The sequence below is a fragment of the Pseudomonas sp. BNK-44-b genome (genome assembly GCF_047456245.1).
Lineage (GTDB): Bacteria > Pseudomonadota > Gammaproteobacteria > Pseudomonadales > Pseudomonadaceae > Aquipseudomonas > Aquipseudomonas machongensis.
Map to the genome: position 1 here is coordinate 2,898,805 of NZ_CP179908.1, position 13,260 is coordinate 2,912,064.

At 64.8% G+C, this 13,260-nt stretch carries 12 protein-coding genes; 5 read left to right on the forward strand and 7 right to left on the reverse strand.

Features of this window, described 5'->3' with window-relative positions:
* Positions 1–20: 20 nt before the first annotated feature.
* A complete protein-coding gene (locus ACMGGG_RS13060; protein WP_414155627.1) occupies positions 21–989 on the reverse strand; it encodes a LysR family transcriptional regulator in 969 nt (322 codons plus the stop codon).
* A 246-nt stretch (positions 990–1,235) separates the two neighbouring features.
* Here ACMGGG_RS13060 and argH point away from each other — a divergent pair, with 246 nt between their 5' ends.
* The 5 genes from argH (at position 1,236) to ACMGGG_RS13085 (ending at position 6,561) form a co-directional block, all read left to right on the forward strand.
* The gene (argH, locus tag ACMGGG_RS13065) at positions 1,236–2,663 is read left to right on the forward strand and encodes an argininosuccinate lyase (RefSeq protein ID WP_063545213.1); all 1,428 of its coding nucleotides are present in this window, start codon (positions 1,236–1,238) and stop codon (positions 2,661–2,663) included.
* 88 nt (positions 2,664–2,751) lie between these two features.
* Positions 2,752–3,630, forward strand: a complete 879-nt coding sequence (locus tag ACMGGG_RS13070) for an amino acid ABC transporter permease (RefSeq protein ID WP_414155628.1) — start codon at positions 2,752–2,754, stop codon at positions 3,628–3,630.
* Positions 3,631–3,653: 23 nt separating this feature from the next.
* The gene (locus tag ACMGGG_RS13075) at positions 3,654–4,418 is read left to right on the forward strand and encodes an amino acid ABC transporter ATP-binding protein (protein WP_054891503.1); all 765 of its coding nucleotides are present in this window, start codon (positions 3,654–3,656) and stop codon (positions 4,416–4,418) included.
* A 33-nt stretch (positions 4,419–4,451) separates the two neighbouring features.
* Positions 4,452–5,276, forward strand: a complete 825-nt coding sequence (locus ACMGGG_RS13080) for an ABC transporter substrate-binding protein (protein ID WP_063545214.1) — start codon at positions 4,452–4,454, stop codon at positions 5,274–5,276.
* An 88-nt stretch (positions 5,277–5,364) separates the two neighbouring features.
* Positions 5,365–6,561 carry an MFS transporter gene (locus tag ACMGGG_RS13085; protein WP_054891505.1) on the forward strand — a complete coding sequence of 399 codons (1,197 nt, stop codon included), beginning with the start codon at positions 5,365–5,367 and terminating at the stop codon, positions 6,559–6,561.
* 1 nt (position 6,562) lies between these two features.
* On the opposite strand, the gene metC is transcribed toward ACMGGG_RS13085, so the two are convergent.
* The 6 genes from metC to ACMGGG_RS13115 all read right to left on the reverse strand — a co-directional run bounded on the left by metC (position 6,563) and on the right by ACMGGG_RS13115 (position 13,077).
* Positions 6,563–9,262 (reverse strand): cystathionine beta-lyase, encoded by a 2,700-nt coding sequence (gene metC, locus ACMGGG_RS13090; RefSeq protein WP_414160001.1) that lies wholly within the window; start codon positions 9,260–9,262, stop codon positions 6,563–6,565.
* A gap of 143 nt (positions 9,263–9,405) precedes the next feature.
* Positions 9,406–9,996: a cysteine dioxygenase gene (locus ACMGGG_RS13095; protein ID WP_414155630.1), complete on the reverse strand. Its 591-nt coding sequence runs from the start codon at positions 9,994–9,996 to the stop codon at positions 9,406–9,408.
* Between the two features lie 29 nt (positions 9,997–10,025).
* Positions 10,026–10,844 carry an amino acid ABC transporter ATP-binding protein gene (locus ACMGGG_RS13100; protein WP_112898504.1) on the reverse strand — a complete coding sequence of 273 codons (819 nt, stop codon included), beginning with the start codon at positions 10,842–10,844 and terminating at the stop codon, positions 10,026–10,028.
* Complete coding sequence (locus ACMGGG_RS13105; protein ID WP_063545219.1) at positions 10,834–11,514, reverse strand: amino acid ABC transporter permease; 681 nt, start codon at positions 11,512–11,514, stop codon at positions 10,834–10,836. Before ACMGGG_RS13105 ends, ACMGGG_RS13100 begins: the two co-directional genes overlap by 11 nt.
* Positions 11,504–12,238 (reverse strand): amino acid ABC transporter permease, encoded by a 735-nt coding sequence (locus ACMGGG_RS13110; protein WP_063545220.1) that lies wholly within the window; start codon positions 12,236–12,238, stop codon positions 11,504–11,506. The genes ACMGGG_RS13105 and ACMGGG_RS13110 overlap by 11 nt, the downstream gene beginning before the upstream one ends.
* A complete protein-coding gene (locus tag ACMGGG_RS13115; protein WP_063545221.1) occupies positions 12,235–13,077 on the reverse strand; it encodes a transporter substrate-binding domain-containing protein in 843 nt (280 codons plus the stop codon). Before ACMGGG_RS13115 ends, ACMGGG_RS13110 begins: the two co-directional genes overlap by 4 nt.
* Positions 13,078–13,260 lie beyond the last annotated feature (183 nt).

Sequence of the window (13,260 nt, forward strand, 5' to 3'; positions counted from 1 at the left end):
GCGCACGTGGTAGCTATGTCTCAAGTGCCGGGCAAACGCAGATCCACCCCCATGGCCTGGGCGAAGGTTTTCACCAGTGGGCTGCGTGGGGTGTTGTGCCGCAGGATCAGGCAGAACGGTGTATGAAAACGCACCATCTCTGGATGGATCGCACGCAAGCGGCCCTGGCTGACCAGCGATTGCGCAAAGTGACAGGGCAGAAAACCGATGAAGTTGCCCGTGAGCAGCAGCATGGCCACCGCCTCGACCTGGGTGGCCGACGTCTGGTTGTTCTCCTGTTCGAAGAACTGCCATTTGGCCGTGTGCATGGCATAGCGATGGTGCACGAAGTTGTGTTCGCGCAGGCTGTCGAGGGGGATGTCCGCATCGCTTCGGGCGAACAATGAATGGCCTTCGCCGCAATACAACGCCGAGGCTTCCTGGTACATCTCGAAGTAGTCGAACTCTTCCCGGCGCTGGTACAGCGGGACAATGCCGGCAATGAACCGACCTTCGATGACGCCGCGCTCCACCTCGTCCAGCTGTGCCACGTTCAGGCGGACACGCACCTTCGGGTGATCGCTGGAAATTTGCCGGATCGCAGCGATCAGCGGCGAGCCGCGATCGGACAGGGTGTTGTCGATGGCGCCTACGCCCAGTTCGCCGATCAGCTCGTTCTGGGCACTGCTGATGCGGTCGCGGAAGTTGTCGACCGAGTTGAACAGCTCGATCGAGGCCTGGTACACCACCTGCCCTTCTTCGGTCAGGCTGAAACCTTCGCGCCCGCGGCTGCACAACCGCATGCCAATACGGATTTCCAGATCGGAAATCTGCTTGCTGATGGCTGCCAGGCCCACGTTCAATTCGTTCTGCGCCGCGCTGAAGCCTCCTGCCTCGACCACTGCCTTGAACACCTTGAGCAGTTTGAAGTCCTGGCCACTCAAGGCCAGTGGCGCACGAATGCGGGTTTTTTCCGGCAGGTTTCCCGCAGTGGAAAGTGAGGTTTCCATTGTAAGTATTTACCTCGCGCTCGGCTTTCAACAGGCTGGATAGCACAACAAGAAATCAGCCGGCCTCGCCATCATGACCTTATGCAACGGCATATTGCAAGACTCACCGTAATCCCTATTTCAGTCGCAAGCGATTGATTTAACTCATTTTTATACCCTGCCCCAAGCTATGTGAAACCTGCCTTCGCAGGCCTCATGACGGCCCGAACCCGCTGACAGAAGATTCTCCTTCGAGGAACGACAACAATGACTCAGCCCACCGATCGCCTCTGGGGCGCCCGCTTCGCCTCAGGCCCTGCAGCCGCCCTCGCCGCCCTGTCGCGCTCGCCGCAACGCTATTTCCAGATGGCGCCCTACGACCTCGCAGGCTCCCGTGCCCATACCCGTGAGCTGCAGCGCGCAGGCCTGCTGGACAGCGACGAGACCACGCGCATGCTGGCCGCCATCGACACCCTCGACGCCGACTTTCGTGCCGGCCGCGTGCAGCCGATCGAGGACGACGAGGACGTGCACACCTTCCTCGAGCGCGTGCTGACCGAGCGTCTTGGTGCGCTGGGCGGCAAGCTGCGCGCCGGGCGCTCGCGCAATGACCAGGCGGCCAACGACCTGCGCCTGTTCCTGCGCGATCACGCACGCAAGCTCGCCGAACAGGTGCTGGCGCTGCAGGACGCCCTGGTGAGCCAGGCCGAACAGCACGTCGACACACTGTGCCCAGGCTTCACCCACCTGCAACAGGCGCAGCCGATCAGCTTCGCCCATCAGTTGCTGGCCCATGCGCAAGCAATGCTGCGTGACGTGCAACGCCTGGTCGACTGGGATGCACGCACGGCCCTGTCGCCCTTGGGCGCCGCGGCCATGGCGGGCTCGGCCATCGCCCGCCAGCCACAGCAGTCGGCGCTGGAGATGGGCTACAGCGGCCCGTGCGAGAACTCCATCGACGCCGTGGCCAGCCGCGACCATGTCGCCGAGTTCCTGTTCATCGCCAGCATGCTCGGCATCAACCTGTCGCGCCTGTCCGAGGAATTCTGCCTGTGGTCGTCGCGCCAGTTCCGCTGGGTCGAGCTGGACGATGCCTATGCCACCGGCAGTTCGATCATGCCGCAGAAGAAGAACCCGGACATCGCCGAGCTCACTCGCGGCAAGGCCGGGCGCCTGATCGGCAACCTGACCGGCCTGCTGTCCACCCTCAAGGCCCTGCCGCTGTCGTACAACCGCGACCTGGCCGAGGACAAGAGCGAGGTGATGGACACGCTCGACACGCTGGGCCTGGTGCTTCCGGCCATGGCCGGCATGGTGCGGACCATGCAGGTGCGCGTGGACGAACTGCGCCGCCAGGCGCCGCTGGGCTTCACCCTGGCCACCGAGGTCGCCGACTGGCTGGCCATGCGCGGCGTACCGTTCAAGGAAGCTCACGAGATCACCGGGGCTTTGGTGCGCGCGTGTGAAGCCCAGGACATGGAGCTGTGGCAGGCGAGCCCGGCGATGCTCGCCGACATCGACCCGCGCCTGACGCCCGAGGTGCGCGAGAGCCTCACCCTGGAAGCTGCCATCGCCATGCGCAGCGGCCACGGAGGCACTGCCCCACAACGCGTGCGCGAGCAGATCGCGCGCCTGAAAGTCGCCCTTGAAGCACAGCAGGCCTGGGCTGCCCATTACCAAGGGCCGCGCACCTGAAGACCTGTGGGCTGCGGTTTCGCAAGGACCTGCTGCCCGCCACCGATCGACACGCCCAGGCGCCCTGCGCCGACTGCGGAGCCACACCATGAGTCAGATACACGCCAAACGCCTCGCCGATGAGCGCAGGCAACAGGAAAACGAGTTCGACATCAGCCGCTACGAGCATGTCCCGCGCCGTTATTACGGGCGCATGTTCTTCGCCACGCTGATCGTCGTGCTGTTGCTGGGGCTGGCCAATGCCTTTGCCAATGGCAAGATCGAATGGGCCTTCGTCGGCCAGTTCCTGACCTCCGAGGCGATCCTCTGGGGCCTGGGCAATACCATCGTCATGTCGGTGATCGCCATGGCCCTGGGCATTGTCTTCGGCGTCATCACGGCGGTGATGCGCATGTCGCAGAACCCGATCCTGCAGTACGTGGCGCTGGCCTACACCTGGCTGTTCCGGGGTACGCCGCTGATCCTGCAACTGTTGCTGTGGTTCAACCTGGCGCTGATCTTCCCCACCATCGTCATTCCTGGCCTGTTCCAGTTCGACACCGTGACGCTGATGACCCCCTTCGTTGCCGCGCTGCTGGGCCTGAGCATCAACCAGGGCGCCTATACCGCCGAAGTGGTGCGCGCCGGTTTGCTGTCGGTGGACACTGGCCAGTACGAGGCGGCCAAGTCGATCGGCATGCCGCGCCTGCAGGCGCTGCGCCGAATCATCCTGCCCCAGGCCATGCGCATCATCATCCCGCCGGTGGGCAACGAGTTCATCGGCATGGTCAAGATGACCAGCCTGGCCAGCGTCATCCAGTATTCGGAGCTGCTGCACAACGCGCAGAACATCTACTACGCCAACGCTCGGGTGATGGAGCTGCTGATCGTTGCCGGCATCTGGTACCTGGCAGTGGTCACCCTGCTGTCGTTCGGCCAGAGCCGCCTGGAACGTCACTTCGCCAAGGGCGCTGGCAAGCGCTCCTGATCGGCCATAGAGAGAACATGCCCATGAGAAGCATCGTCAAGGCCGTCGGCCTGCAGAAATACTACGGCGACTACCACGCGCTGAACGATATCAACCTGGAAATCGAGCAAGGCGAAGTGCTCTGCGTGATCGGCCCTTCGGGCTCCGGCAAGAGCACCTTCCTGCGCTGCATCAACCAGCTGGAAAAAGTCGATGGCGGCGGCCTGTGGGTCGACGGCGAGCTGGTCGGCTACCGCATGGCCGGCAACAAGCTGCACGAACTGACCGAGTCGCAGATCGCCCGCCAGCGCCTGGCCACCGGCATGGTGTTCCAGCGTTTCAACCTGTTCCCACACCTGACGGTGCTGCAGAACATCATCGAAGGCCCCTGCCAGGTGCTACGCCGCTCGCCCAAGGAAGCCACCGAGGATGCCCTCGAACTGCTGGCCCGGGTCGGCCTGAGCGACAAGCGCGACCATTACCCGATCCAGCTTTCCGGTGGCCAGCAACAGCGTGTGGCCATCGCCCGCGCCCTGGCCATGCGTCCGAAACTGATGCTGTTCGACGAACCCACCTCCGCGCTGGACCCCGAGCTGGTCGGCGAGGTGCTGTCGGTGATGCGTGACCTGGCCAAGTCCGGCATGACCATGGTCGTGGTCACCCATGAGCTGGGCTTTGCCCGCGAGGTGTCCAATCGAGTGGTATTCATGGACGCCGGACAGATCGTAGAAGCAGGAAGCCCCGAAGAGGTGCTCCTGGCCCCCCAGAACCCGCGGACCCAGAACTTCATTTCCGCGGTTCGTACCTGACTGCCGCCCACAACCATAAAGAGAACCCTAGGCATGAAAAAAACCCTTCTTGCGTGCAGCGTACTGACCGCCCTGGCCTTCAACGCCCAGGCCGCCACGGAACTTCCGGCCTCGATCAAGGCCAAGGGCGAAATCGTCGCCGCAATCGTCCCCAACTACCCACCGATGGATTTCAAGGACCCGGCCACCAACCAGCTGACTGGCGTCGATGTCGACCTGGGCAACGCCCTGGCCGAACGCCTGGGGGTGAAGATCAAGTGGCAGGAGACCGCCTTCGAGCAGATGATCAGCGCCCTGGTCACCAAGCGCGTCGACATCATCCTTTCGGGCATGACCGACACCAAGGAACGCCAGCAGGTGGTGACCTTCGTCGACTACTTCACCAGCGGCCCACAGTTCTACACCCTGCAAAGCCGCGGCGAGATCAACGAGATGACCGACCTGTGCGGCAAGAAAGTCGGCACCAGCCGCCGCACCACCTGGCCCAACGATGTCGCTACCTGGAGCAAGGCCAACTGCGAGGCCAACGGCAAGCCGGCAGTGATCGTGCTCGGCTCCGAAGGCAGTGCCGACGCGCGTGCGCAACTGCGCCAAGGGCGCCTTGATGCCGCCGTGCAAGGCAGCGAAACGCTGCCGTATATCCAGGACCTGGAGAAAGGCACCTTCAAGATTCTGGGTACGCCGCTGACCACCCAGCTCACCGGGTTGGGCGTGGCCAAGGATAACGCTGCGCTGTCGGCTGCGATTCGCAGCGAGCTGCAGGCGATGGTCGACGATGGCAGCTACCGCAAGATCCTGGAGAAATGGGGCGCAGCCGATGGCGTGCTGAACCCGATCACCATCAACGGCGGGAAGTGATTCGACCGGTTGAAATTGCGGCGTACTTTTCGCGGGTGAAACCGCGAAAAGGCCCATACCGACATTTCCCAATGCCCGAGAATGGACTGTGGCCACCTACTCCCCCGTCATCCGCCGCCTGATGCTGAGCTCGCTGACCCTGGTGATCAGCCGCTCGCTCACCAGCCCCCTATTGGCCTTGTTCCTCACGACACAACTGGGCATGGCCCAGCATGACGTCGGCTTGCTGATCAGTGTCGCCGCACTGTCGGGCACGGTGTTCGGCCTCTACGGCGGCTACGTGATCGACCGCTTCGACAAGCGTCGCCTGCTGGGCCTGGCGATGCTTTCGACCGCGATCGGTTTCCTCCTGCTGACCTTCGCCCAGGACGCCTGGCAGGCCGTGCTGACCCTGGTGCTGACCGAATCGGCCTCGGCGCTGTTCGTCATCGGTTCCAAGGCCATGCTCGGCGAGTACCTGGCCGTCGAGCAGCGCGCCAAGGCCTTCTCATTGCGCTACACCCTTACCAACATCGGCTATGCGACCGGCCCGATGCTCGGCGTGGTGCTGGTCGGGCTGCACCCGCTGGCGCCCTTCTGGACCGCCAGTGCGGTGGCACTGCTGAGCCTGTGGGTGATGAGCGCGGTTCCCGCGAGCACGGCGAGCAGCGCCCCGTCCGCGCAGCCGCCAACCCGCTTCATGGCGGTACTGGCGGCTGTGCGCACCGACCGCATCCTGTTGCTGTTTACCGCGGGCAGCTTGCTCAACGCACTGGTGCACGGCCGCTTCACCATCTACCTGTCGCAGTACCTGCTGGTGAAATACCCACCCGCGCAAGCCATGACCACCCTCTCGGCGCTGCTGGCCTGCAACGCCCTGGTGGTGATCGTCCTGCAATTCCAGTTCGGCCGTTTGCTCAGCCGTGACAACCTGGGGCGCTGGATGAGCATCGGTGCGGTGCTGTTCATCGGCGGGCTGGCGGGGTTCCTGTATGCCGACAACCTGATCAGCTGGTGCCTGGCAATGTTCGTCTTCACCCTGGGCGAGATGATCCTGCTGCCCAGCGAATTCCTGTTCATCGACAGCATTGCCCCTGAACACCTCAAGGGCAGTTACTACGGATTCCAGAACCTGGCGGCAGTCGGCGGCGCACTGAGCCCGGTACTGTGCGGCTACCTGCTGGGAACAGGCATGCCCGGCAGCATGTTCATCGCGCTGATGGTCACCGCCGCCTGCGGCGGCGGGTTGTGTGCTGCGGCATGCCTGTGGGCGCAGCGTCGGCGTGAGGGACCGCCGACGCTCTGACTCAATACACCTGGCGCAGGGCCTGGTCCAGATCGCGTTGCAACGAACGCACGTCCTCCAGCCCCACATGCAGGCGCACCAGGGGCCCGCCCAGGGTCGGCGCAAACTGGCGCTCGCGTGTCCCGGCCAAGGTCACCAGGCTTTCGTAGCCGCCCCACGATGCACCGATCCCGAACAGGCGCAGGCCATTGACAAAGGCCTCGGCGCTCGCCAGCGATGGGTTCGCCAGGGTAAAACTGAGCAAGCCATTGCTACCGCTGAAATCGCGCTGCCACAAGGCGTGCCCAGGGTGCTCCGGCAAGGCTGGATGGAACACCTGCGCCACGTCCTCGCGCTGTTGCAACCAGCGCGCGATATCCAACCCCTGACGCTCGTGCCCGGCCATGCGGCTGGCCAGGCTGCGCGCACCACGCAACACCAGCCAGGCATCGTCGGGGCTTACGGTGCAGCCGCAGTTGTCGCTCATGCGCGAGAGCGCGGCAAAGGCTTCGCGAGTGGTGCAGACACTGCCCATCATCACGTCGCTGTGTCCGCCCAGGTACTTGGTCAAGGCCATGACCGAAATGTCGGCGCCCAAGGTCAGCGGCCGGTGCAGGTAGCCCGAGCCCCAGGTATTGTCGACGGCCAGCAGCACGCCGCGGGCCTTGCACAGGGCAGCCATGGCCGGCAGGTCGTCGAGCTCGTAGAGCAACGAGCTGGGGCTTTCGCTGTAGACCATGCGTGTTTCGGCGCGCAGCGCCTGCTCCAGGTCACGACCGTCGGCGGCGAAGTACTGCACCTGCACACCGAAGGGTTCGAGCAGCTCACGCGCCAGGCGCCGCACCGGATCGTAGACACCATCGCTGATCAGCAGATGATCTCCCGGACGCAAGTAGGCCAGGAACGTCTGCGCGATTGCCTGCAGGCCGGTGGCAAACAGCCGGGTGCGATACCCCCCTTCCAGCTCGCTGACCAGGTCTTCCAGGGCAAAGGCCGTGGGGTTGCCACGGGCACCGTAGCTGAGCACACGCTCCTCGTCGCGACGGCTGCGGGCCTGGCGCATGTCGGCGACGCTGTCGAACAACACCGTGCTCAGGCGACTGACCGGCGGATTGACGCCATGCGCCCCTGCGCCCGGCTCGCCACGCCCGCCGTGCACCAGGCGCGTGGCCACCGGGTCGACAGCGGTCAATGGGCTGAAGCTGCGGGTTTCGGCCTCGTTCATCTGGGCAATCAGGCCGGTTTCCCAGGCCAGGTACTGGCGCGCCGCGTCCTTGTTGCCGCTGTGCCGATCATGGACGAAGAACAGGAAATCGATACAGGCCGCATCCGGCAAAGACAGGTCGTTCTCCACCTGCGGCCAGTCGTCCAGCGATGCCCGGGGGAACAGCCGCGCGGCCTGTTGCTGGGCAGGTGCCAGCTCGGCGAGCGCCAACTGTGCCACGCGCGGATCGTCGGCGATGAACACCAGGCGCTGCCCAGCTGCGCCCACCTGCTGCGCCAACTGCGGACGGATCGACCACCGGGCGCCTTGCAGGTGGCGCTTGCGGTAGGAGGTGCTGGAGCGCAGGTCGATCAGCAACGCCTCTGCAAGCTCATCGGCGCGGGCTTCGGCGAGGGTCACCGGTAATGGCGCAGCGACGTCCAGAGCCAGGCCGCTGTCCAGGCCGCCTTCGAGCACATGGGCCTCGTGGCCCATCTGGCGCAGCCAACTGGCGACCACCGGCGCACGCACGCCATCGGCGTCGAACAGCACCACGCGGGCCTTGCGCACACCGATATACAGGTCGGTGCCCTGGATCAGCTGGCCGCCTGGGCAATGCTGTGCGCCCGGCAGGCTGCCGGCGGCGAATTCTTCAGGGGTGCGCACGTCGCAGAGAAACAGGCTGCGCCCGGCGTCGGCGGCCCACTGCCGGACCTGTTGTGCGTCCACCCAGGCGACCCCCGCCTGCTGGGCCAATTGCCGCGCTCGCGCACGCTGTCTGGCCAGTGCGGCGCCGCTGTGTTCGGGATACGCGCGCTGGCTGCCGTGATCCAGCGGCAGGTCCACCAGGTACCAGCCTTGGGTGCCGTTCTCCAAGGCATAGACCGGGTTGTCTATGCCCAGGTTGATCAGCGTCTGCGCACCGATGATGCTGCGGGTGCGGCCGGCGCAATTGATCACCACGGGGGTGTGCGGGTCGCTCACCAGGTCTTCCAGGCGATAGCCCAGCTCGCCATTCGGACAGCAGGTGGCGCCGGGGATGCTCATCTTGGCGAACTCCTCCAGCGGGCGACCATCGAGCAGCACCAACGGCTTGCCTTGGCGCTGCCACTCGGCCAGCTCCTGGGCACTGATGCGCGGGGTGTGGCAGGCATGCTCGACCAGCTCGCCGAAGGCCTTCGAGGGCAAGTGCACACCGGCGAACAGCTCGAAACCGGCGCGCTGCCAGCCCAGGCTGCCGCCCTCCAGGCACTGCACGCAGGTGTAGCCCAACGCTAGCAGACGCTGGGCCCCGCGTTGGGCCAACGCACCGCCGTCCTCGTCGTAGACCACCACGCGTACCGCGGGATTGGGCGCCAGGCGCTGCGCTTCGAGCTCAAGGCGGCTGTAGGGCAGATTGACGGCGTAGAACAGGTGGGCCTCGCCGTATTGACCGTGCTCGCGCAGGTCGAACAGGGCGATTTCCTGGCCGTCGAACAGCCAGGTGTGCAGGAGCTCGGGGGTGATGCTGGGGATCATGGGACGCAGTCCGTGGTCGTTGGTGGGGTGCAGGGCTGGCAGATCGTGTCGCGCTTTTCGCGGGCAAGCCCGCTCCTACAGGTGCCCTACTGGGCATTCAGGATGCAGGAGCGGGCTTGCCCGCGAAAAGCGCGACACCGATCTCAAAGCCCGTAAGCCTCGATCGAAGGCGCCATCTGTGATTTGTTGTAGTTCACCACGCTGCCGTCATCCTTGACGCCGTAGCGGTGTTCCAGAGACTCCAGCGGGCGGCCATAGAGGTGGAAGTGCAGCGTCGGGCTGTCGCCCTCGACGCGGATGCCATGCAGGTCCTCGCCCAGGAAGGCCACCGAGGTTCCCGGCTGCACCACGATCTCGCGCTCCAGCGCCAGGGTGGCACGGGCCGGATCGCTGCCGTCGTCTTCGCGGCGGTACACGCGGTTGAGCTCCTGGCCCTCGACGGCGACGATGATCGCCCAGGTCTCATGGTTGTGCGGCAGGGTCGCCTTGCCCGGCAACAGCGAATTGACGTACAGGGTCGGCGACTCGCCGTCGTCGTTCAGGCGATAGCGAAACTGGGTTTCGCCGGTGACGGCATCCGGGGCAGGAAAACGCTCGAAGTTGAACAATTCGCGGCGCTCGGCCAGGCCCTCGAGCAGCTTGACGATCTGCTGCAGGGCTGCACGGTCGACGCCGCGCGCATGGATGGCGCGTACTTGCGCAAGGAACGGCTGGATCACGGAATCACGGGACATGGTCGGTCTCTCTTGGCTGGAGGCTGAAATCACACGCTGAGGCTGTAGCGCCCCAGGTTGGTCAATACATCGGGCGCCGGGCGGCTCGGGCGCTGACTGCTCTCGCCCAGCGCGTGCTGGAGGAAGGCCTGGGTGCGCGCATGGGTCGGGGCACGGAACACCTGCTCGGCGCTGCCGTGCTCGACGATGCGGCCATGCTCGGTGAAGTACACCTGGTCGCTGATCTCTTCGGCAAAGCGCATCTCGTGGGTGACCAGCACGCAGGTCATGCCCTCCTCGGTCAACTCGCGGATCACCGCCAGCACCTCGCCGACCATCTCTGGGTCGAGCGCCGAGGTCACCTCATCGAACAGGATCAGCTTGGGCCGCATGGCCAGGGCACGGGCAATCGCCACGCGCTGCTGCTGACCGCCGGAGAGCTCACCGGGAAATGCCGTGGCCTTGTGGCCCAGGCGAACCTTGTCGAGCAGTGCCAGGGCCTCGTCACGTACCTCCTGACGCGGGCGACCGAGCACCTTGGTCGGGGCGATCAGCAGGTTGTCGAGCACACTCAGGTGGGGAAACAGGTTGTACTGCTGGAAGACGAAACCGACCTGCTTGCGCAGGGCGATCAGCCCGGCTTCGCCCTGCAGTTGCTCCACCGCGGTATCGCCTATGCGGATGCTGCCGCGCTGCGGGCGCAACAGCCCGGTCATGCAGCGCAGGATGGTCGATTTGCCTGAGCCGGACGGGCCGATGATCGACACCGCCTGCCCGGCCTGCACGTCCAGGTCGATACCGCGCAGCACCGGATTGTCGCCAAAGGCCAGGTGCACATCGCGAAGCTGGATCAAAGGTTCAGAAGGCATAGCGACGCTCCAGGCGTTGGGTCAGGCGGGCAATCGGGTAGCAGTAGACGAAGAACAGCGCCAGCACACTGAAATACACCAGCACCGTGAAACCGCTGCGGTTGACGGTGTTGGCAGCGATCTGCGCGCTGTCGATCAGGTCGTGCACGCCCACCAGCGAAGCCAGTGCGGTGCCCATGGTCACCACCGCGTACAGGTTCATCCACGGCGGCAACATGCGCCGCAGGCACTGCGGCAGAATGATCGAGGAGAAAATCTGACCACGGCTGAAGGCCAGCGAACGCGCAGCCTCCCACTGAGTGGCCGGAATCGAAGCGACCGCGCCGCGGAAGATCTCGGCAACGTTGGCGCTGGCTGGCAGTGCAAGGCCCACAGTGACCTTGAGCCAGTCGGGAAAGGCCACCCAGGTACCGGCAATCTGCACATCGAACGGGAATACATAGGAGGTAAAGTAGATCAGCACCAACCAGGGCGCATTGCGAAACACCTGCACCCACAACCGCGCCACCCCGCGCAAGGGGCGCAGCGGCGACAGCAGCAGCATCCCCACCAACAGGCCCAGCAGCGTACCCAGGGCGATGGCTCCGACGCTGATCTGGATGTTCTGCAACAGGCCCGCTCCCAGGGTGGGCGACCACTGCCAGAGCGTGGCGAAATGCTCAATGGCCATAACCGGGCATCCTCAGGCGCGCTTCCAGGGCGCGGCCGATACAGTTGACTGCAAAGCTGAGCAGTCCGAAAAAGGCCAGGATCAGCAGCATCAATTCGATGACGTTGTCGCCCTGGGTCCAGATCATGATCGACGCATAGGTGATGTCGTTGACGGCGATGGCCGAGGCTACGGCGGTCATCTTCACCAGGTCGATCAGATTGTTGACCAGCGCCGGCAAGGCGAAGCGCACGGCCAGTGGCAACTGCACCTGCAGCAGTTGCTGGCGACGGCTGAAGGCCAGCGAGCTGGCCGCTTCGAGGGTCACTGCCGGCACCGCCTCGATCCCTGCGCGCAGGGCTTCGGCATGAAAGGCGCCCTTGTGCAGGGAGATCACCAGCACCACCCAGGCGAAGGGGGTCATGGGGTTGGCACTGCCCAGGCTCTGGTTGATCAGCATGTTCAACACCAGGAAGGCGCAGTACAGCTGCACCAGGGTCGGCGTGTTACGCGTCACCTCGATGAAGGCCCGCGCCGGCCAGGCCAGCCAGCGCTGCCCGGACGTGACCGCAGCAGCCAGCAGCACACCCACCAACAAGCTGCCGAGGATGCTGAACAGGCACAGACCGAGCGTGGTCAGCGCACCGTCGAGCAGCTTGCCGCTGGCGTAGGCGTCGAGCAGGAACGCATAGTTCAGGCCGAGATGGGCAAGCTGCCCCACCAGCCAGTGCAGGCTGTCACTCATCTGGCGCCTTCGCCCTGCAGCTTGGCACGCAACTCCACCAGCGCCGGCGAGGCCGGGGTGATGTGGTTGGCCTGCTCACGTTCGATCAGCCAGCCACTGCGGTGCCATTGCTTGACGAAGGGGTCCAGGCGCTGCTGGGTGTCGGTTTCGCCCAGCCGGGTCCAGATCACCGAGGGCGCCGGGTTCAGCTCCGGGGTCAGGGCACGATAGCCGCTCCACTCTCCCCCCTTGGCCAACAGCGGATTGATCAGCGTGGCGTCATGCACGGCGGCCACGCAGTTGTTACCGCGCAGGGCCAGCAGGGATTCGGCGGAGGTCTTGAAGGCCTTGAGGTCGGCGCCCAGGTCGATCAGTGCCTGGGTGTAGCTGCTGCCCTGGGAGGTGCACACCGGCTGGCCCTTGAGCTCGGCCCAGGTCTTGACCGGGCTGTCCTTGGCCAGCGCGGCGGTGCCGCCAACCCGGTAGAACGGCGTGGGCACATGGCCCAGCAGCTTGTCGCGCTCAGGTGTCCATTCCATGTTGGCAATCAGCAGATCGACCTTGCCTTGCTGCAAAAACTGCACGCGGTTGGCCGGCTGTACCGCGACCAGGTCGACCTCGACACCCAACTGGCGCGCCAGGTCGCGGGCCAGATCGACGCTGAAACCGATCGGCTCGCGGGTGTTCGGGTCGATGGCACCGAAGGGGCCGCCGGAAAGCACCACCCCCACCGCCAGCTTGTGGCGCTGCTGGATCTTGTCCAGCGTGGCATCGGCCTGGGCAAGGCCGCTGGCGGCAAGGCCGGTGGTGGCGAGCAACGCGGCAAACAGGCCGCGACGGGCAACGGTGGACAGCGACATGGTGGGGCTCCTCATCCCGGCAGCCGGAACACCCGGCCAATGAGGGCGCATCCTAGAAACTTGGTGGGATCAGGGGAAATGCAAATATTGACTATCGTTATAACTTGGATCGAATGAGTAGGAGCTTGATTTGGTATAAGCAGCGAAAACAAAGAGCATTGCATCCATGCATTGCAAATTCAG

Bases quoted from the DNA above. Each gene is read 5' to 3' on its own strand.
- ACMGGG_RS13060 (WP_414155627.1), bottom strand. From the start codon at position 989: ATGGAAACCTCACTTTCCACTGCGGGAAACCTGCCGGAAAAAACCCGC.
- ACMGGG_RS13115 (WP_063545221.1), bottom strand. From the start codon at position 13,077: ATGTCGCTGTCCACCGTTGCCCGTCGCGGCCTGTTTGCCGCGTTGCTC.
- ACMGGG_RS13105 (WP_063545219.1), bottom strand. From the start codon at position 11,514: ATGGCCATTGAGCATTTCGCCACGCTCTGGCAGTGGTCGCCCACCCTG.
- ACMGGG_RS13110 (WP_063545220.1), bottom strand. From the start codon at position 12,238: ATGAGTGACAGCCTGCACTGGCTGGTGGGGCAGCTTGCCCATCTCGGC.
- metC (WP_414160001.1), bottom strand. From the start codon at position 9,262: ATGATCCCCAGCATCACCCCCGAGCTCCTGCACACCTGGCTGTTCGAC.
- argH (WP_063545213.1), top strand. From the start codon at position 1,236: ATGACTCAGCCCACCGATCGCCTCTGGGGCGCCCGCTTCGCCTCAGGC.
- ACMGGG_RS13075 (WP_054891503.1), top strand. From the start codon at position 3,654: ATGAGAAGCATCGTCAAGGCCGTCGGCCTGCAGAAATACTACGGCGAC.
- ACMGGG_RS13080 (WP_063545214.1), top strand. From the start codon at position 4,452: ATGAAAAAAACCCTTCTTGCGTGCAGCGTACTGACCGCCCTGGCCTTC.
- ACMGGG_RS13070 (WP_414155628.1), top strand. From the start codon at position 2,752: ATGAGTCAGATACACGCCAAACGCCTCGCCGATGAGCGCAGGCAACAG.
- ACMGGG_RS13100 (WP_112898504.1), bottom strand. From the start codon at position 10,844: ATGCCTTCTGAACCTTTGATCCAGCTTCGCGATGTGCACCTGGCCTTT.
- ACMGGG_RS13095 (WP_414155630.1), bottom strand. From the start codon at position 9,996: ATGTCCCGTGATTCCGTGATCCAGCCGTTCCTTGCGCAAGTACGCGCC.